We start from the raw sequence: 19,430 nt of genomic DNA on the forward strand, positions 1-19,430 counted from the left end.
CAGCAGTACCGGTTAGGTATCATCCGATTCTTTTTTATTTTCTTCCGCCTCTTTTGCCAGAAGTTCTTCTTTTTTCTTTTGTTCTTCATTCATCACCTGTTTGATTGACGTGAACATATTCTGATGCACACGGCACAGGTTCGTCCAGCGTCTGACAAACCACTGTTCGCTCTTCGATTCTGATTGAATGTATCTGCCGAGCAATTCGGCGTGTGCACTCGGGAACAGAAGAAAATGGAGCAGAAATTCTTTTTCTTCGTCAAACATCGGACAAGCGGATGAATAGGAAGTAAAGAAGCTGCGCCAATCTGTTTTCCCAGCGCTCAGCACTGCGCTTGCTTGTTCAAAAAGAGAGGCGGTTTCAACCACAAAAAAGCCGTCCTCACTATTTTCGAAGTTGGTTAGGCAGCTCCTTTCTTTTTCAATCAGCAAATGCAGTGGACTCAATCTTCCGTGGCAAAGCGCGCGTCTCATTTTTTTATTTTTACCATCTGCATCCTTCTCCTGTGAAAAAAAATCCTTGGCACGTTGCATATTGGTGAGATAAATGGATGCAGACTTCATAACGACTTGTTCAAAAGGTGACGGGTAAACTTGGTGTTCCGCACTATACAAGAAGTTCTCCCAAACCATCTGCCTAGAATTAAGTACACGTACCATACTCTGATAAAGCGCACCGCATTCCGCCTCTTTTTCCAGCGTCTGCCGATGCAGCTGACCGGCTTTAATGAAAAGATGCCGGTAACGTTCTGGGAGGTCCGAATCGTCTACTGTTTCATGAAACCAAGGCATTAAATAAAAACTCAGATTTTCTCCCCAGATAACTAGATCCCCATACTTTGAAGGAAGAGGGCAAACGGCATCAATAACCAATCGACGTGCCAAGGCATATACCGTCTGTAAGCTGCGTATTTGGTGCTCACTTAACGCTTTCTGCTTAAGCGCAAAAGTGCCGGAATTGGTTTCAACCTTGATCAGACTACCTTGAGAGGTAAGATTATCAGGTGAAAGATCATAGTGAAAAAGTATTCGATTGATCTGATTGTTCTCCGTTGGACCCAAAATCCGTACCCCCAACTGTTTCTCCGGGTTGTGGAAAAATAGTTCTGAATATGTGAATCAGCAATATTTTTTTATCCCATAATTGTTTAAATGTTTTTAGAGTCATATCATCATTCTGGCCCTCGTGCGCCTGTATTCCTGCATTCACAAGCCAGATCCATTCGTCAGGTTCAAGCCATTCCGCAAGAACCAGATCAGCGATTTTCTGATCAAAGCTTCCGCCGCTCTTTAACAATTGAAAAAGTTTGTGTACAGATTGCTCGCCATTTGCCAATGCTTCATTTAAAAAGAATCGAGCTAATATCCGGCAACCATCCGCCGGTCTCGATTGACCAAGTTCAAAAAACAAGGTATCAAAAAGCCGGGTGCATGTGCCGGGTGAAAAACCGTCAGGCAGTAAAAAAGTTTTGCTCTGAAATCGGTATGGATCGCGCAAACGATCCGCCTGCTCAGCGCGTCCACAGGCGGAAGAGAAGCAAGCGTCGATCATTTTCCATAAGTCAAGCCCCTGAAGATTCATATTCTTAGCCTGTTCAAACACAGTGTGCACTCGTGCAGATGATGAGAAATGCCTGTCATCGACCGGCTCGCTGCGACTTACTTGAACTAAGTGCGTGATCAAGCCTGCCCACAGTTCCTCATTTTCAGCAAGTGATGCCTGTTCCCGTGGGGCATCATGGCAAGTCACAGAATAATGCCCTATGCGGATCGAAGGAAATCCTGAGCGTGTCACATACATACGGTCGATAAAGTACCGGTCATTTACGAGACGCTCTCGCCACTGAAGATGCAGCTTCAATAAGGCTTCATCTTCCCAAATTCTAATTTTCTTAAAGCCTCTTTCGGTTTCGATCAGAAGTGGTTGCTCATTGGCGATGCGCAAGTGGCCAAAATAATAGTTCGCCTGCACCGCAGATAAAAGCATCGCCTGTTCATTATTCATCCTTGGCAGCCTTAGTGCTTTTCGGTATATACAACAGTTCGCCTGGTTCAATCTCTCCTGTAGTCAGTTCATTTTTTCTCAAAAGCGTTGTTACTGGAACATGATATCGTTCAGATATGCTTTCCAGAGACTCGCCAGACTGTACAATGCAAATCTTGAGCCGAGATTTTTGCTCTTCTTCTTCGCCGGCGAGCACCTTGGTCAGGTAGAGGCTGGTTGCTTCAGGTGCCTTGGCCTCTTTTTCTGCTTCTGCAGTTTCTGGTTCGGCTTCTTGCGCGCTTTTAGCTACCGGTGGTGCACTTTGTTGTTGTGCAGCCTCAGGAACTGATTGTGCGGGCTGCACTACTTCTGATCTGTCAATAGTTTCAGTACCATCTATTCCTTTGAATGCAACAAGCGGCGCGCTGTCCTCTTCGTTCTCAAAATCCGGATTCCGAAATGCCTCGTACTGGAAATCAGGGTTCTCTTCATCGCCAAGTCGATCGATCGGCATTTCATCAATATCGGACGCAAAATCCGTATCACCTAGGGGAAGTTCACTGTTCAATAATCTTTTTCCCTTAGTGGCAGGTTTCTTTTTACTTTCTGCTTTGACAGGTTTCTCCTCTTTTTTGGACGCCACTTCTTTTTTGAGGGCTGCTTCTTTCTTTGATGCTACTTCTTTTTCTGATGCTGCTTCTTTCTTTTGGGCTGGCTTCTCTGCTGCAGGCTTTTCAGCCTGTGCTTCTATTGTAGGCTTGTTTGCCTTTTCTGCCTTATTTACAGGCGCTTCCTTTGCTGGTTTCAGAGCTTTTTCAGGCTTCTCAGCCTTCTCCTTGATTGCAGGTTTTGCCGCTGGTGCCGGCGCCGGCTTCTGAACAGGTGCCTTGATTGGTGCCTTGGCCGATTCTTTCGGTTTCTCGGTTCTGTCAACCGGATCGTTATTGGTCAACCCGGTGATCGCGATATCCGCTTGCAGCTGGATATGACGATGCTCGGACAGTTCATAGTCAAAGGAGTCAATGACAACGAATAGATTCTCCAGATTTGGCACGCGATCAGCCGGAATGGTGATGTCAATCGGGAAATGATGCTCTAAAGTATCCGTTCCACTGCCTGTTTCCATGATTTCATCGATGGTACGAAAGGGGGCGGTCTGATTTTCCGCATCGTTTACCGCGTCCGCAGAGATTTCTGCCGGTCTGAACTCTCCTGTTAACCGGAGAAAACCCTTGATTGTAACGTCATTCCAATTTTCTTCTACTGTGATATCAGGCTCTAGAGCCATGGACAATATTTCTTCAGCAGGTGCGTCATCTCTGAGCCACACTGATTCATTTATTGAAAACTGCAATCGATCATTCGAAGATTGAGACATTCCTTCCACCCTCTCATCCGTTCTTAATATTGTTCTATGCGTGAGGTGCAGAATTATGCTCAATCATTCATTAATTGCTGGATAAGACAGCCGTTTCACCGCTTAAATCAATTTTCCGATTGCTAGTCGCATGGGTTATACAGGTACAAAAAAGCGCCAATTCAAAGGCGCTCGTTAAAATCATTTGTTTACATCTTCTCAATAAAAATGCCTTCGTCCTTTTTCCATTCACAATAAAACACGTCTTTATAATTGTGAATATGATGCATACGAAGATTTTTTAGCAGCCATTCTTCATTAAGGCCGGCTGCTTTTAAATTTTCCCAGTCAACTTCACCGTCATCAATGATTGTATAGGGTAAGTAGACAGGCTTTTTCGGTTGCTGCAAATCCTCCAAAGTCGGCGTGGCATATTTGGATTTTTTAAGCACACTGACTGTTCCGTCGGTTTCCAAAATCGCATGCTCTACTTCGCGAATTGAGAATACACTTTTTTGTCTCAACAAATTCTGAAGCATATCGACATCGAGCTTCTCTTTTTTCATCGCATTCCTGTCCATACGACCGTGACGTATGATAATGGTCGGTTTCCCTTCAAGAAATGCGCGCGTAGAGCGGATTTTCTGCGTGCACCACTCAACGATGTAGATCATCACTCCCCAAAGTGCAATTGCAAATAGAATTGAACCAATTCCCACATTCTTATCGTATAGCGCATTTCCGACAAACTCACCTAAAACGATAGCAGAAATAAAATCAAATGCTGTTATCTGTGCAAGGGTTGCTTTGCCAAGTATTTTTGTCATAAGGAAGAGCGTGGAAAGTCCGACAACCAGCTCAATAGCGATTTTTACAAAGTGCATATACGATTCACCTTCAGATGATAAAAGTCTTGAAAACATAGTTAGTATGATCAAAAACAGGATAATTATTTAATGAACGATGTCCACCACAAAAAAAGGAAAGCTAACTTGACATTACCCTTTAACTCGGATAGGATATTCATGTAAAGCATGCTTTCCATTCAATGAGAGGAGAACGTTCTTGAAAAATAAATTGGAGGAAATCCGAAAAAGTCATGGTATTAGGCAGGAGGATCTCGCAGCAGCATTAGAAGTTTCAAGGCAAACCATTGGATCTCTGGAAAATGGCCGATATAACCCGTCAATTTTGCTTGCCTTTAAAATCGCCCGTTATTTTCAATTATCTATTGAGGATATCTTCATTTACGAGGAGGATGTTAATCATGAACAATAATAAGCTTTGGCCACCTGTCCTTTTGTTATTATGCAGCTGTTTTTTGATTTTCTCCGGTTTATTTTTAATTTATGACCGTATGAAAAATATCTCAGGGTTATGTATTGGCATTGGTGGCTCATTATTTAGTTTTGCCGTGATTTGGTTCTTACAATATTTCCTTTACAAAAAAAATCCAGGAATAAAAAAACAAAAAGAAATTGAACAAAAAGATGAGCGGAATATATTAATCACAGAAAAAGCGAAAGCAAAAGCGTTTCAGGCTCTGATTGTCTTACTTATTTGTGTGTCATTCCTAACCATTTTACTGAAAGCATCACTTTGGGTGACTTTAGGAACAGTTTGTATCTACTTGACAGGAATCGTTTTTCAAATGGTGTACACGGCCAAATATGGAAAAGAAATCTAATCAAATAAGAAAAAAACTCAGGACGAAAAACTATAATTTCATCCTGAGTTTTTTAATGAACGTTCACTGTTCTATATGATTGTTATACTTCTAAATCTGCTATTACTTTAAATGCGTGTGCTGCAGCCTGAATTGTTTTTTCAATATCGTCCATCGTATGCTTCGTCGATAGAAATACACCTTCAAATTGTGACGGTGGCAAAGAAATCCCTTGTTCGATCATTTGCCCAAAATATGTCTTGAAATGACTGAGATTTGATGATTTGGACCGTTTGTAATTAATAACCTTCTGATCAGTAAAGAAGATGCCCATCATTGCGCCTGCCTGGTTGACGGTTAGCGGAATATGATATTCTTTCGCTGCTGCTATGTACCCTTCTGCTAGTCTGTCCGCCTTTTTTCTAAATTCCGGATAATCTTCGGGTGTGAGTTGGCTTAACGTCATATAGCCGGCAGCCATGGCAAGCGGATTTCCCGACAGCGTGCCTGCCTGGTAAACCGGGCCTTCAGGTGCAATTTGATTCATGATTTCCAGTCTGCCGCCGTAAGCCCCTACTGGGAGCCCGCCGCCAATTACTTTTCCAAGTGTCGTCAGATCTGGTGTAATGCCGAAATAGCCTTGTGCGCAATTGTAGGCGACGCGAAAGCCGGTCATGACCTCGTCAAAGATTAACAGTGAACCATAAGCCTGTGTAATATCCCTCAATGCCTGCAAAAAGCCGTCAACCGGAGGTACCACCCCCATATTGCCTGCCACCGGTTCCACAATTACACAGGCAATGTCATGCCCGTACTGTTTAAAAATTTCGACAACCCGTTCAGAATCATTGTATGGAACGGTGAGTGTATCTTTGGCAAGCTGCGCAGGAACACCTGGACTGTCAGGGAGCCCGAGCGTGGCTACACCAGAGCCTGCCTTAATCAGCAGTGAATCGGCACTACCGTGGTAGCTGCCTTCAAACTTCAAAATCTTGTCCCTGCCGGTATATCCGCGAGCAAGCCGAATCGCACTCATCGTCGCTTCAGTTCCAGAGTTCACAAAACGCACTTTTTCAATAGAAGGCACGCGGTTGATCACCAGTTCTGCAAGCTTTGTTTCAAGCACATGCGGCGAACCGAAGCTAGTTCCTTTTTCTACTGTTTCTTTAATTAATTGCACGACTTTCTCATCCGCATGGCCGAGTATCAGCGGACCCCAGCTCAATATGTAGTCAATATACTCATTACCATCCAGATCATAGATATTAGAACCCTTTCCATGATCCATATAAATTGGGCTCAGATCAACTGACGGAAACGAACGTACCGGACTGCTGACACCCCCTGGCATTAGTGGTTTCGCCTCGTCATAAGCCGCAATGGATTTACTGAAATTCATCGTTCTTTTTCTCCCCTTAGCCTAACAGCCTGCTTTGCATTTATGTACATGCGAAGTGAATATTCTTTTTCATATAAAACAAGGTGTTTCATATTCACTCATTTAATATCTTTCAGTCTCATGTGTTGCTTTATCACGTGTTCGTTTAATGCAAATACGGCTCAAGTGCACGCCATGCTTCTTCCTTTCCGGTTCCGTTCAGTGATGAGAAAAGCAGCAGCGGCTCATCTTTGCTAAGTCCAAGATCATGGATGATCATTTGTTTATGTTTCTGATGCTTGCTCTTCGGCACTTTGTCCGACTTTGTTGCAACCGTGATCACTGGATGTCCAAAATAAACCAGATAATCATGCATCTGTATATCCTCTTTGGAAGGCGGATGACGCAAATCAACTAACTGGACAACTGCGCTTAGGGAATCCCGTTCAGCAAAATAGGCTTCCAGCATGCGTCCCCATGCTTCTTTATCTGTTTTCGACACCTTCGCATAACCATAGCCCGGAACATCCACAAAATAAAAAGCCTGATTAACAATAAAATAGTTCAGTTTTTGCGTTTTTCCTGGTTTTTCAGAAGTTCGAACTAGGTTTCGCCTGTTCAACATCTTATTAATAAACGAAGACTTGCCGACGTTGGAGCGCCCAGCAAGGGCAATTTCCGGCAACCCATCTGTTGGGTACTGTGCCGGACCTACGGCACTAATCACATAGTCCGCTTGTGTAATTTTCATAGTCATCTCTCCTCAGATTGCGTCTTCTAAAGAACTTGACAACAATCTGTTGTGTATACACATTCTATCTTATGTTGATTGCCTCTGTCCAATGGACGAGGCACGATGTACATGTCAAAGTCATTGCCATCGAATACTTCGTTCACTTCACTAGTATGTCTACCTGAATTTTTGCATTGAAAAAACCAGGCTGCGCCTGGTCCTTGGATGCCAATCTTTATGCGGCTTTGATTCATCAATCTTGTGCTCAATGACACTTCAGTTGCTCGCATCAACAGGGCGCGGCCGCGGGACGATCCGGAAGCCTCCTCGGACAACCTGCCGTCTGCGGGGTCTCCCTTGGCTCGCATCACTGATTCGATCCCGCTGGAGTCTCGCACTTCTGTGTTTGAATATGAATCTTTTTGAACGTAACGCCGCTAATCCTAGTTTTGGAACTTTCTTATTTTGTAAAAAAACCGGATCAAATGACCCGGTTTTAAGACACGATTGATTTACCCTTGCTTCTCAACACCAGTTTCTGCTGAATGTGCTGAGAGTGTTCGATTTAAGAGCAGGTCAGAAAAAGATGCGCGTTCCTCGTTCTTGTTCTTTGTTTCTTCCGGATAGAGAGCAAGTTCGAGTACTTGATGCAGCGACTCGACAGGAATGATTTCTGCTTTATCATAATGCTTTAAGGTTTCCTGCATATTCTCAACCGGAATAATCACACGCTTTGCACCAGCTTCAACAGCTGCTTCAATTTTCGCCATAACACCGCCGATTGGCTTAACTTGGCCATGCAGGCCGATCTCTCCGGTCATCGCGATGTCCGGATGAACCTTCCGGCGCAAAATCGCCGAACCGATTGCGACGGCCATAGATATGCCCGCAGATGGCCCGTCTACTAATGAGCCTCCCGGAAAGTTGACATGAATATGGTAGCGATAAGCTGCAAAGCCCATTCGATTCAGCACAGTCAGCACATTTTCTACAGATGCACGCGCCATACTTTTTCGAGTAATTGATCGGCCGGATGAACCCATTGATTCTTCCTCGGCGATTCCGGTAATCGTCAGACTGCCGTCATGCCTGCTCTTGACCGCAGAGGCTTCGACCTCAAGTAATGTGCCAAGCCCAGGCCCATAGACAGCGAGTCCGTTAACTAGACCGATCTCTGGTTGAACAGGAACCTTCCGATTAGGCTTTGGCGTCATCCTGCTGGAGCGAACCACCCACTCGATTTCATCCAAACCAATGGTGCCTGGATGCTCATCCTTGGCCGCTGCCACACCTGCAGCTATTTGCATAATATTCACAGCCTCACGCCCACTCTTCGCGTAATCCGCAATCTTTTCCAAGCAAGCTTCCGAGACCCCCAGGTTCAGTTTTGCGGCAGCTCGTTGTGCAATTTGGCGAATGTCCGTACGGCTAAGTTCAGAGAAAAAGATTTCAAGACAGCGAGATCGAATTGCCGGAGGTATTTCCTCTGGACGGCGTGTTGTCGCGCCGATCAAACGAAAATCTGCGGGCAATCCCTTTTGAAAAATGTCATGAATATACGCCGGAATTTGGTGATTTTCCGAATTATAATATGCACTTTCTAGAAACACCTTACGGTCCTCCAATACTTTCAGCAGCTTATTCAACTGGATCGGATGCAATTCACCGATTTCGTCAATAAACAGAACACCGCCATGAGCGTGGGTAACAGCCCCTTCCTTGGGTTGAGGAATGCCCGCTTGACCCATAGCACCCGCGCCTTGATAAATCGGATCATGAACTGAACCAATCAGTGGATCTGCAATCCCCCGTTCATCAAATCGCGCAGTCGCACCATCCAGTTCAATAAATGGCGCAGAAGGTTTAAACGGTGAGTTGGTATTTTTTTTGGCTTCCTCCAATACCAGACGCGCCGCAGCAGTTTTTCCGATTCCAGGCGGTCCATAAATGATCACGTGTTGCGGATTTGCCCCACAGAGTGCGGCACGAAGCGCCACAATTCCATCTTTTTGACCAATCACATCATCTAATGTTTTCGGACGAATTCGTTCAGAAAGCGGTTCAGCCAACGACTGGCGGCGCATTCTGTTCAATTCGTCCATTTCCTTCTTCGATTCCTTGTCAATAGAGATTTTCTGCACATGTTGGTTACGCAGCAAACTCCAAAAATACAGCCCGATGATTGCTCCGAAAAATATTTGTGTGAAAATCAGCAAAAACATCCAACTCATCCGTTTTTCTGCCTCCCGGAGAAACAGCCGCACCTAATGTCGGCTTGCTTCATGAAGATTCTTATAAAGGCATTATCTCCAAGCGTGAGGACAGCTAAACAGTAGTACAAAAAAAACGTTCTCTCCTTTTACAGAGAAAACGTTTTTTACGAATGCTGAAGTCAAGCACTTTCTTTTGGTGTTTCAACACTGACTTCTGTTCCGTCAGTCAAAATCAAAGTTGGTCGTGATTTTCCGTCAACTGTTTCTTTTGTAATCACACATTTTTCAATGTCGTCACGTGAAGGCAATTCGTACATCACATCAAGCATCATGCCTTCAATGATGGAACGCAAACCGCGGGCACCGGTTTTACGCTCGATGGCCAGTTTGGCAATCGATTCAAGCGCGTCTTCTGTGAAGTCCAAATCAACGTCGTCCAGCTCAAGCAACTTCTTGTATTGCTTTACAAGAGCATTTTTCGGCTTCGTCAAAATATCGACCAGCGCCTTTTCATCGAGTTGTTTCAATGTACTGATGACCGGAAGACGGCCGATAAATTCAGGGATCAAGCCAAATTTCAGGAGATCCTCAGGAAGAACATTCTTCAGTGCGTCATCGCGGTGCATATCCTGAGCTTTGTTTCCTGCACCAAATCCGATAACCTTTTTGCCAAGACGGCGTTTGATAATCTGTTCAATTCCGTCAAAAGCGCCTCCGCAAATAAACAAGATATTTGTTGTGTCAATCTGAATAAATTCCTGATGAGGATGCTTGCGTCCACCCTGAGGCGGAACGCTGGCAACAGTGCCTTCCAGAATTTTCAGCAACGCCTGCTGAACGCCTTCACCGGAAACATCACGTGTAATTGAAGGATTTTCCGATTTTCGGGCTATTTTATCAATTTCATCAATGTAGATAATGCCTTTTTCAGCTTTCTCTACGTCGTAATCTGCTGCCTGAATCAATTTCAGCAGAATATTTTCAACGTCTTCACCAACATAACCGGCTTCAGTTAGCGAAGTGGCGTCGGCAATCGCAAACGGCACATTCAAAATACGCGCCAACGTTTGCGCAAGCAGGGTTTTCCCGCTACCGGTTGGTCCGATCATCATGATGTTGCTCTTCGAAAGTTCAACATCATCCGGTTTTTGCTTGCTGTTAATCCGTTTGTAGTGATTATATACAGCCACAGACAAGCTTTTCTTTGCGTCATTTTGTCCAATGACATAGTCTTCCAAAATGGAGCAGATTTCCTGTGGCTTGGGTATATCCTTGAATTCCACTTCTTCATCTGTGCCCAGTTCTTCTTCCACTATTTCAGTACACAGTTCAATACACTCATCGCAAATGTATACGCCTGGTCCTGCCACAAGTTTGCGCACCTGATCCTGGGTTTTTCCACAGAACGAGCATTTTAACTGCCCTTTTTCTTCATTAAATTTAAACATTTTTTCACCCCTATTCATGCTTTGCTATTCGAAGTTCCAGACAAGAGCGAAACCTGGGCTATTTCTGAGCCGTTTACCGGCCACCCATCGCAAGATGCGAAAGCCGCATTTTAGTATCTTTCCCTGTTTCACGCAAATCGCGTACTTTTCAGGAAAGAACAATCTACAAACAGTTGCCGTTCCAGCCGCAGCGCCCTGCTATTCAGAGGTTAACGAAACAGCAAAGAACGATCTTTCAATAACTGGTAAGTTTTCTCAAATTAAAGAATCACCTAAACATGACTTGACAGCTTGCCCTCTGGCAAGTTCTATGTAGGCATTGTAACATAAAAAAACTCTTCCGATAAGCCATATGCTTTTTGCAACAGAATATGTATCGCAAAGAAAAAATTATTAAAGGCAGTTCGATAAGTCCGGGAAAAAGGTAAGAAGGATCTTCTGCTAATTACATGCACGTCCTATGCATAACGCAGAAGTCACCACATCCTGCGGAAGTTCTGCGTCAACTTGTTTATCCGCTCCTCACGTATCTCATAGGGGAACTTCAACTAAGAGCGCGTACGTCTTGTACGCAACGTTGAAGTCATCACATCCTGTGAAAGTACGCTCCGGTGCTCCAAACTGCGCTTCCTTGATCTTCTCGGCTCTTTTTGTCCTCCTTATTGAACAGACTATACTATCTTTTCTTTGCTTGATAAAAAATAATAATTGGTGGACGAACTGAATCATCGAGTCCGCCCACCAACCAATCGTTCACTTACTTATGTTCTTGCTTATTTTTCGTCTGCTGCTTTTTCCTTGCTGTTTTCAACAAGAAAATCAACAGCTTTGCGCAACTTAATGTCACCTTTGATCAGGTCGGTACCGCCCATTGCAGCTTTGATCTGATCAGCGGTAATCTTATATTGTTCTGCCATTTTCTTCAGTTCTTCTTCAACGTCTTCTTCAGAAGCCTCAATAGATTCTGCTTTGGCAATCGCTTCAAGTGTCAAGTTGGCACGCACGCGTTTTTCAGCATCGTCTTTCATCTGATCGCGGAGCGCATCTTGATCGGTGCCTGAAAATGATGTGTACATTTCCAGTGTCATACCCTGCGCCTTAAGACGTTGTTCGAATTCCTTCAGAATGTTGTCTTGTTCGTTTGAGATCATCACTTCAGGGATATCAATTTCAGCATTTGCTGCTGCTTGCTGCACAACACTGTCGCGCTTGCTGTTTGTAGCATCTGCTTCTTTGTGTTCTTTTTCGTGATTCTTGATCTTTTCTTTCAGAGCGGCAAGTGTTTCCACTTCGTCATCCACATCTTTGGCAAATTCGTCATCGAGTTCAGGCAGCTGTTTCTGCTTGATTTCATGAACAGTAACCTTGAATGTCGCTTCTTTACCTTTTAATTCTTCAGCGTGGTAATCTTCCGGGAAAGTTACGACAACATCTTTTTCTGCGCCTACCTCAACACCGACCAACTGATCTTCAAAGCCAGGAATGAAAGAGCCGGATCCGATTTCGAGCGAATAGTTTTCAGCTTTGCCGCCTTCAAACTGTTTGCCGTCTACGTAGCCGTCAAAATCAATGACTGCAGTGTCTCCCTTTGCCACTTCGCCGTCTTCCTTGACAACCAATTCTGCATAACGTTCCTGAAGGTGCTTGATTTCGTGATCAACATCTTCGTCTGTTACTTCAGTATTCTTTTCTTCAACTTCAAGTCCTTTGTATTCGCCAAGCTTTACTTCAGGCTTTACAGTGACATCAGCTTTGAGTACCAGTTTCTTTCCTTTGCCGATTTCTTCAACATCAACCTGCGGCTTGTCCACAGGTTCAATGCCTGTCTGATCAATTGCTTCTGAATAGGCATCCGGAAGCACGAAATCAATCGCGTCTTCATAAAGAGCTTCTACACCGAAACGCTGTTCAAAAAGAACACGTGGTACTCTGCCCTTACGAAAACCAGGAACATTAACTTTCTTAACTACCTTCTTGAAGGCTTTATCCAGCGCCTGGTTAAAGCTTTCGGCATCAACCTCAAAAGTCAGTGTGCCGACATTGCCTTCTTGTTTTTCCCATTTTGCTTCTACAGTCATTTATTCTTACCTCCACCATCTATCTTCATGCTTTTTCAGCATATTGGCTTTCTGCCTGAATTACGCGCAAACATCCGCCATTTGTTATGCCGACTTGAGAACGCCACACGTGCCGCCCTTCAGCAAAGCAATGACAACCCTGTTATTATAACATAAGAGTTTCTTGTGAAAAACTTATTTATAGAGGATGTTCGAAAAATCCGTGGAAAATGTTAAAAAGGATCTTCTGCGTAAGTGTTTGGATCAGTCAGATTATGACCAAATTCCGTAGCCTTCCACTTCATGCAGCATTTGCTCGGCAGCCTGGTACTCCTCTTCTGTCACCCCAAACCGTTCGAGCACTTTGTATTCCTCTTCCTTAGCACTGCTTCCCATCGCCCGAATCGAGAAAACAGCAGCCCAAACCTTTACCGATGCAGGCGAAATAGGTTTGGGGTAGACATTCATCGTAAAGTAACGTTCCATGTCAACCGCCAGATCCGCCAAAGTCGGATTATCCGAATCAAGTTCACGTCTGATCAGCATCTCAATCTGATCAGCAAAGCTTTTATTGAGAAATTCCTCGCTCTCAAAGTGAACACGATAGACTTTTCCAAATTTCTTTACAGCGATTTCCTTCGTCAGGCTGCCTTCCTTTATCGCACAAAGAAGCATCGTCTTTATTTCAGTATGCTGCTTCTCATCCAACAGAAAGCGTTTAATTTCCGGAAGATGAGATTCTCTTAATTGATCGGCCAAATTGCGAAGTAACAACATTTGGTTTTTCGAGTCTGCTTTTTCTAAAGCGAGCCAGTCTACCGATTGTGTACTCTTTTGTTCTTCACGCTGCCACGAAAAAACGTCGTCCATCTTCTCATCGATTACCGCTTCATTCCACGCCGGTTCATGGAGGCGAAGCTGACAGAACTTCTTCATCTGGTGAAGAAATTCCTTTAATTCAGGAGGAAAGTTCTTTTCCTTGCTCACTTTCACGATCTCATGAAGAGCTCCTTTATAGTCCTTTCGCTCAATAAGTATGGTCAAGTAGAGCCGGAACACATCATAATAATATGGGGTGTCCTCCTCTAGAAGCAACACAACAGCTTCTTCCGCTTCGCGATAATCGTTCAATTCTACAGAGCAAACCGCCCATCCATAGAGACCGCGTACGTCACGTTCATCTAATTCAAGCATCTTGCCGAACAAAGCACGTGCTTCATTGTATTTTTTTTCCTCAACCAGCAGCATCGCTTTGCTGAGCAAACGCTCTTCCAGACCCGGGAACATGACCAGCTTGCCATCGTCGCGGCTTGACTTACCTTTATTTTTCATCTTGCCCCGTCCCGCTTCCATTTATCTTTGCTTTAAGAATATCAGTTTCGAACTACCTTAGCAATGAGAGAACGAGGATTCAGACAAGGGTTCTTATTCGAAAGTGAATGCCCAAGCACCCTGGCGGAATACAGGGATTCTCTCTCCGTCACTTGTAATACCATCAATGTCCAGTTCAGCAGAACCAACCATAAAATCTTCATGAATGAGGCTGTCATTGACGCCAGCTTTATCCAGCCCTGCTTCATCCAAGTCATTTCCACCCTCGATACAGGTCGGGTAAGCTTTGCCGAGCGCTATATGACATGATGCATTTTCATCAAATAAAGTATTGTAAAAAACAAGTCCAGATTCAGATACCGGCGAATGATGAGGAACAAGTGCGACTTCACCAAGCCGGCGTGCGCCAGGATCTGAATCCAATAGATGTTTCAGTGCGTCTTCACCTTTCTCCGCTTTGAAATCAACAACTTCTCCATCTTTAAAAGTCAGAGAAAAATGATCAATAATTCGGCCGTCAGAATTCAACGGCATCGTGCTCGAAACAGTTCCGTTGACACCACGCTTATCCGGTAAAGTAAACACTTCTTCAGTTGGGATATTTGCGTTAAATGGAACGCCTGAAGTTGATGGGCCAGAACCGCCACTCCAAATATGTCCGGATGGCAAATCAATCGTCAAATCGGTACCCGGCGCATGATAAATGAGTTGCTTGAACTTTTTTCGATTCATAAAGTCGCTTGCCTTGTGCATCGTTTCATTATGCACATCCCATGCAGCGATCGGGTCATCATTCCCGCTTACTCTGCTGATCCGCAAGATCTCTTCCATGAGCAGTTCCTGAGCTTCTTCAACAGGCTTATCCGGAAACACTTTTCTCGCCCATGCTTGAGTGGGATAGGCAATAATTGACCACTGCGTTTCATCTTTCATAATGCTCTGCATGTACGACTTCAATCCCTGACTTGATGCTTTCATGAATGCGCCGACACGCGCGCCGTCAATGCCATTAAATAAATCGGGATTTGGTCCATAAATATGAAGTACCGCATAATTATCCTTTACTGCTGCATTTTGTGCCGCAAATTTCCAATCAGGGATATGTTCCAATGCATTCATTGGTGCATAATTCAAGCGCAGCCGATCGGTTCCATCGTCTTTCCAGCGCATATCAACATCTTTTGCTCCGGCTTTATAAGCTTCTTCAGCAACAAGATTTGCAAAATCCGCAGCTTCGATCGGAGCCGCAAGAAATAGGCCTTGACCAGGTTGGAGATTAACCCCTGTTTTAATGGCCAACTTCGCAAATTTTTCCAATGATTCCTTAAGCTTTTCCATGTGAATCCCCCTCCTTAATCTATTGTCTTATTATAGCCGACTTGCTCCGGATGGAAAACATTGGACGATCTATAATTAACGTTTACAAGAACATATATTCGTATATAATTAAAGAAAAAACTGATTCGCATCACCTAACCAGCTTCAAGAACAAAAGGAAGGCGAGATCTGAAATGAAAGATAATAAATTGACCACTGGATCGAACATGCGCTGGGAATCTAGCCGAATGATGCTTCCCGAGCATGTGCAGGCACTTCGCGCATTGGCTAATGAGGAAATTAAGATCAACAAACCCCACTTAGATGAACAAAAGTGGGAAGAAATCGAACGTATTGTACACGATGCGATATGTACTAAAATAAAAATCGATGTTTCTTATTATAAAGATGGAGGCATTCAATTGCTGGCGAACAGCTATGTTCTACTTAACCATAGCAAAGAACATTTGCTTTTAAACGACAACCGATCAGGTATCACCCAGACTATTTCTATAAGCGATCTTATTGATGTCCAATACAGCGGTGCAGCGGATAGAACAGACGTCTGAGAATGGTTTTTAAAATGTATTTCAATTTTTCCGCCTGGCATTTCTATCTGAGTGACGTATGATCCGCAAATGAAGGGGAAGCACCAGCCAATAAATCAGCGCAAAAAGAGTAAACAACAGCATTCGCTTCACCGTCTTCTCCAATTCAGAGCCACTCATTGTTATACTAGTGGAAAGGGGTGATTTTATGTGCGGTCGATTTACGATCATCGCGCCTTATGAATATATTATCTATCGTTTTCAAGTCAAGCATGATTCAGGACGAGACATGTACAAAGCAAATTACAACGTTGCGCCAGGACAAAAAATACTCACTGTAATTAGGGGTACCGATGGAAATCGAATGGGCTTTCTCCGCTGGGGACTGATTCCTTCTTGGGCAAAGGATGAAAAAATCGGTTATAAGCTGATCAACGCCAGAGCAGAAACGATCACCCAAAAGCCAAGTTTCCAGGAATCCTTCCAAAAACGGCGCTGCATAATCGTCGCCGATTCCTTCTACGAGTGGGAACATCGTGATCCGAAAGAAAAACAGCCTTTCCGAATTACGATGAAATCAGGGGAACTGTTCGCAATGGCCGGACTGTGGGAATCTTGGAAAAAAGATGATGGACAGATCATATACAGCTGCACAATCATTACGACAAAAGCAAATACGCTCATGAGCCCAATTCATGACCGTATGCCCGTCATTTTGAAAAAAGAAGATGAAGCAAAATGGCTGGACCCCTCAAGTAATCCAAAAGAACTTGCGAATATGCTTCAACCTTATGATTCCGAACACATGCAAGCGTACGAAGTTTCTCAAGACGTGAATTCGTTTAAAAACAACGCGCCATACCTGATAGAGAAGCAATAAAACTTCTGTGTACGAAAAACACGATTACCAAATAAATCACCAATTACAGTATCACTTGATGAGGAGATGCCTCATTGTGCGACCTGTTAAACATAAGCAACATTCATGCAAAAAAATTCGCCTGCTCACGAACGAGCAGACGGATTTTTTGAATACCTTCTTATTATAGTGAGGAACGATAAATGTCGAGAACATCATCACGATGCAATTTCTTAAAATTACCAAATACACCTCTTGCCATGGCACGGTCAGCAAGCAAATCAAGTTGACTGTCATCGATATCGTAGTCGGCAAGGCGACTTGGTGCACCGATACTTGTCCAGAAGGTTCGCAGTGCTTCAATTCCTTCAAGCGCAACCTCTCGATCACTTTTTCCTTGAGCATCCACATGAAAAACACGTTCGGCCATCTGTTTGAACCGTCCGACGTTAACATCAAGATTGTGTTTCATCCAATTTGGAAAAACAATCGCAAGTCCGCCGCCATGCGGGATGTCATAAACTGCGGAAACGGCATGTTCCAGATTATGCGATGCCCAGTCTCCTGCAAAACCCATCGATACCATACCGTTCAGCGCCATCGTACCGCAATAAAGGATGGTTTCACGGAGATCATAATTTTCCAGATCCTCCACCATTTTCGGCGCCGTCTCTATCACCGTCTGCAGTATTGATTCACAAAGGCGATCTTGCAGCGGTGTATGTTCCGTAGGATGGAAATAATGTTCAAAAACATGGGCCATCATGTCGACCATACCATAGATCGTCTGATTTTTAGGAACAGAAAAAGTGAAGGTTGGATCCAGAATTGAAAAAGCGGGATAAGAATACGCACAGCTCCATCCATATTTTTCATGCGTATCCCAATTCGTAATGACCGAATTCGGATTCATTTCCGAACCTGTTGCGGCAAGTGTCAGCACCGTACCAAAAGGGAGTGCATCATGGACAGGTTTCTTTCGAGTGATAAACTGCCATGGATCGCCATCAAATTTTGCGCCGACTGCAATCGCTTTAGTACAGTCAATCACACTGCCTCCACCGACTGCCAGCAAAAATTGGATTTCTTTTTCTGCACAAATTTCAATACCTTTTTTGACGGTTGAAAGTCTAGGATTAGGCTCAACACCCGGCAGTTCATTTACTTCCGCACCGATCTCATTTAACAATTGCTTGACTTGATCATACAAACCCGTGCGTTTAATACTGCCGCCTCCATACACAAGTAGTACACGTTGGCCGTATTGCTGCACTTCTGTCTTCAAGTTTTCTAGCTGCCCCTTACCAAAAATAAGTTTTGTCGGGTTATGAAAAATAAATTGATCCAAGATTGATCGCCTCGCTTTTCATGATAAACACGAAGAATAAATAGATTCATGTGTCTATTGGAGTCTGTTCAAAAAAGAGGACAAAAAGGGCCGAGAATGTCAAGGAAACGCCGTTTCGAGCACCGAAGCGTATGTAAATAATACGTGAGGAGTGGAGAAACAAGTTGACGCGGAGATTCGACAGCAATTTTTCCCGGACTTTTTGAACACCCTCTATTATAAACTTGTTCCACGTGCGTTCGCACGACACAACCCTTCGCGCATCCGTCAGCTAAGAAACCCCTTCTTTTGTGTACATCTCTAATTTCAAAATAAATTTGGCCGATGAGCCGCCAATTTAAGCAGAGACACCTCAGAATTGCTCTCTTATTTTTGAAATCCAATCGATTATGATGGATAATGATCTTAGTGTCTGAAAATTGCAAGGATCCCGTATATAAAATACATAGTTCAAGGATGTGTCCCGGATTGTCTTTATCTGCATACCGCTTCTTTCAGCTTATTTTAGCACTCAGTCTCGCACTTTTCATCATCTGTTTTGCTATCGAGCTAACGCTTCTTTTCACACCGTTGTACTATGCTGATATTCAGCATCTGAACATTGCAGAGCAGTCCGGCATCAACCGCGCTCGGATTATTGAGAATTATAACTACATGATCCAATACCTTCTTAATCCGTTCCCCCAGGTATTTGATCTGCCTTCTCTTCACTATTCGATGGCAGGAAAAATTCATTTTCAAGACGTTAAGCGTATCTTTGTATTTATTGATTTCCTGCTCGTAGTAACGGGGATCATCAGTGCTGCCGGTATCTGGGTGAAAACGAAAAACAGAGACTTTTATTTTCTCAAGCCTGCTGCGGTTGCTCTAGCTATATTCACAGTGGTTCCATTGATTGCATTTGCAATTGACTTTAACGGAACGTTCATACTCTTTCATAAACTGTTTTTCCGTAATAATTACTGGATATTCGACCCACGCACCGACCCGGTCATCACGATTCTGCCGGAAACCTTCTTCCTCCACGCCGCGCTGCTCATCCTTGGCATCATTGTCTTAGGTATAATCACGTTAATCCTGATTTATAAGAAAAATAAGCAAAAGATCTTTCGCTGATCCGACCACCAGCATCTTGTATTGATCAAGACGAAATTTGTTCGCATTAACCGGCACGGCCGCGGTGTTACGCG

The 19,430-nt window shown here is 43.9% G+C and carries 17 protein-coding genes; 5 read left to right on the top strand and 12 right to left on the bottom strand.

Features of this window, described 5'->3' with window-relative positions; translation table 11 throughout:
- Positions 1-12 precede the first annotated feature (12 nt).
- The 4 genes from P343_RS20655 to P343_RS20670 form a co-directional block, all read right to left on the bottom strand.
- Positions 13-1,062 carry a hypothetical protein gene (locus P343_RS20655; protein ID WP_023508594.1) on the bottom strand — a complete coding sequence of 350 codons (1,050 nt, stop codon included), beginning with the start codon at positions 1,060-1,062 and terminating at the stop codon, positions 13-15.
- Positions 1,013-2,005, bottom strand: a complete 993-nt coding sequence (locus tag P343_RS20660) for a hypothetical protein (protein WP_023508595.1) — start codon at positions 2,003-2,005, stop codon at positions 1,013-1,015. The genes P343_RS20655 and P343_RS20660 overlap by 50 nt, the downstream gene beginning before the upstream one ends.
- Positions 1,998-3,362: a LysM peptidoglycan-binding domain-containing protein gene (locus tag P343_RS20665; RefSeq protein ID WP_023508596.1), complete on the bottom strand. Its 1,365-nt coding sequence runs from the start codon at positions 3,360-3,362 to the stop codon at positions 1,998-2,000. Before P343_RS20665 ends, P343_RS20660 begins: the two co-directional genes overlap by 8 nt.
- Positions 3,363-3,550: 188 nt before the next feature.
- A complete protein-coding gene (locus P343_RS20670; protein ID WP_023508597.1) occupies positions 3,551-4,225 on the bottom strand; it encodes a DUF421 domain-containing protein in 675 nt (224 codons plus the stop codon).
- Between the two features lie 181 nt (positions 4,226-4,406).
- On the opposite strand from P343_RS20670, the gene P343_RS20675 reads away from it, so the two are divergent.
- Both P343_RS20675 and P343_RS20680 read left to right on the top strand, forming a co-directional pair.
- Positions 4,407-4,619, top strand: coding sequence for a helix-turn-helix transcriptional regulator (locus tag P343_RS20675; protein WP_023508598.1), 213 nt, complete (start codon positions 4,407-4,409; stop codon positions 4,617-4,619).
- The gene (locus P343_RS20680; RefSeq protein WP_023508599.1) at positions 4,609-5,028 is read left to right on the top strand and encodes a hypothetical protein; all 420 of its coding nucleotides are present in this window, start codon (positions 4,609-4,611) and stop codon (positions 5,026-5,028) included. The genes P343_RS20675 and P343_RS20680 overlap by 11 nt, the downstream gene beginning before the upstream one ends.
- Positions 5,029-5,110: 82 nt before the next feature.
- On the opposite strand, the gene hemL is transcribed toward P343_RS20680, so the two are convergent.
- The 7 genes from hemL to P343_RS20725 form a co-directional block, all read right to left on the bottom strand.
- A complete protein-coding gene (gene hemL / locus P343_RS20685) occupies positions 5,111-6,406 on the bottom strand; it encodes a glutamate-1-semialdehyde 2,1-aminomutase (RefSeq protein ID WP_023508600.1) in 1,296 nt (431 codons plus the stop codon).
- A 145-nt stretch (positions 6,407-6,551) separates the two neighbouring features.
- Positions 6,552-7,136, bottom strand: a complete 585-nt coding sequence (yihA, locus tag P343_RS20690) for a ribosome biogenesis GTP-binding protein YihA/YsxC (RefSeq protein ID WP_023508601.1) — start codon at positions 7,134-7,136, stop codon at positions 6,552-6,554.
- A gap of 494 nt (positions 7,137-7,630) precedes the next feature.
- On the bottom strand, positions 7,631-9,349 hold the full coding sequence (gene lonB / locus P343_RS20700) for an ATP-dependent protease LonB (RefSeq protein ID WP_023508603.1): 1,719 nt from the start codon (positions 9,347-9,349) through the stop codon (positions 7,631-7,633).
- A 161-nt stretch (positions 9,350-9,510) separates the two neighbouring features.
- Positions 9,511-10,779 (bottom strand): ATP-dependent protease ATP-binding subunit ClpX, encoded by a 1,269-nt coding sequence (gene clpX, locus P343_RS20705; RefSeq protein ID WP_023508604.1) that lies wholly within the window; start codon positions 10,777-10,779, stop codon positions 9,511-9,513.
- A 773-nt stretch (positions 10,780-11,552) separates the two neighbouring features.
- Positions 11,553-12,857 carry a trigger factor gene (gene tig / locus P343_RS20715; RefSeq protein WP_023508606.1) on the bottom strand — a complete coding sequence of 435 codons (1,305 nt, stop codon included), beginning with the start codon at positions 12,855-12,857 and terminating at the stop codon, positions 11,553-11,555.
- Between the two features lie 252 nt (positions 12,858-13,109).
- Positions 13,110-14,168: a tetratricopeptide repeat protein gene (locus P343_RS20720; RefSeq protein ID WP_023508607.1), complete on the bottom strand. Its 1,059-nt coding sequence runs from the start codon at positions 14,166-14,168 to the stop codon at positions 13,110-13,112.
- 93 nt (positions 14,169-14,261) lie between these two features.
- Positions 14,262-15,506, bottom strand: coding sequence for an aminopeptidase (locus P343_RS20725; RefSeq protein WP_023508608.1), 1,245 nt, complete (start codon positions 15,504-15,506; stop codon positions 14,262-14,264).
- A gap of 173 nt (positions 15,507-15,679) precedes the next feature.
- On the opposite strand from P343_RS20725, the gene P343_RS20730 reads away from it, so the two are divergent.
- A complete protein-coding gene (locus P343_RS20730; protein ID WP_023508609.1) occupies positions 15,680-16,054 on the top strand; it encodes a YolD-like family protein in 375 nt (124 codons plus the stop codon).
- A 187-nt stretch (positions 16,055-16,241) separates the two neighbouring features.
- A complete protein-coding gene (locus tag P343_RS20735; protein ID WP_023508610.1) occupies positions 16,242-16,913 on the top strand; it encodes an SOS response-associated peptidase in 672 nt (223 codons plus the stop codon).
- Between the two features lie 163 nt (positions 16,914-17,076).
- Here P343_RS20735 and P343_RS20740 read toward each other — a convergent pair whose 3' ends face one another.
- A complete protein-coding gene (locus tag P343_RS20740) occupies positions 17,077-18,240 on the bottom strand; it encodes an iron-containing alcohol dehydrogenase (RefSeq protein ID WP_023508611.1) in 1,164 nt (387 codons plus the stop codon).
- 468 nt (positions 18,241-18,708) lie between these two features.
- On the opposite strand from P343_RS20740, the gene P343_RS20745 reads away from it, so the two are divergent.
- Positions 18,709-19,356, top strand: coding sequence for a TIGR01906 family membrane protein (locus P343_RS20745; protein ID WP_023508612.1), 648 nt, complete (start codon positions 18,709-18,711; stop codon positions 19,354-19,356).
- Positions 19,357-19,430: the final 74 nt, after the last annotated feature.

Origin of the sequence: Sporolactobacillus laevolacticus DSM 442, assembly GCF_000497245.1 — a bacterium.
Lineage (GTDB): Bacteria > Bacillota > Bacilli > Bacillales > Sporolactobacillaceae > Sporolactobacillus > Sporolactobacillus laevolacticus.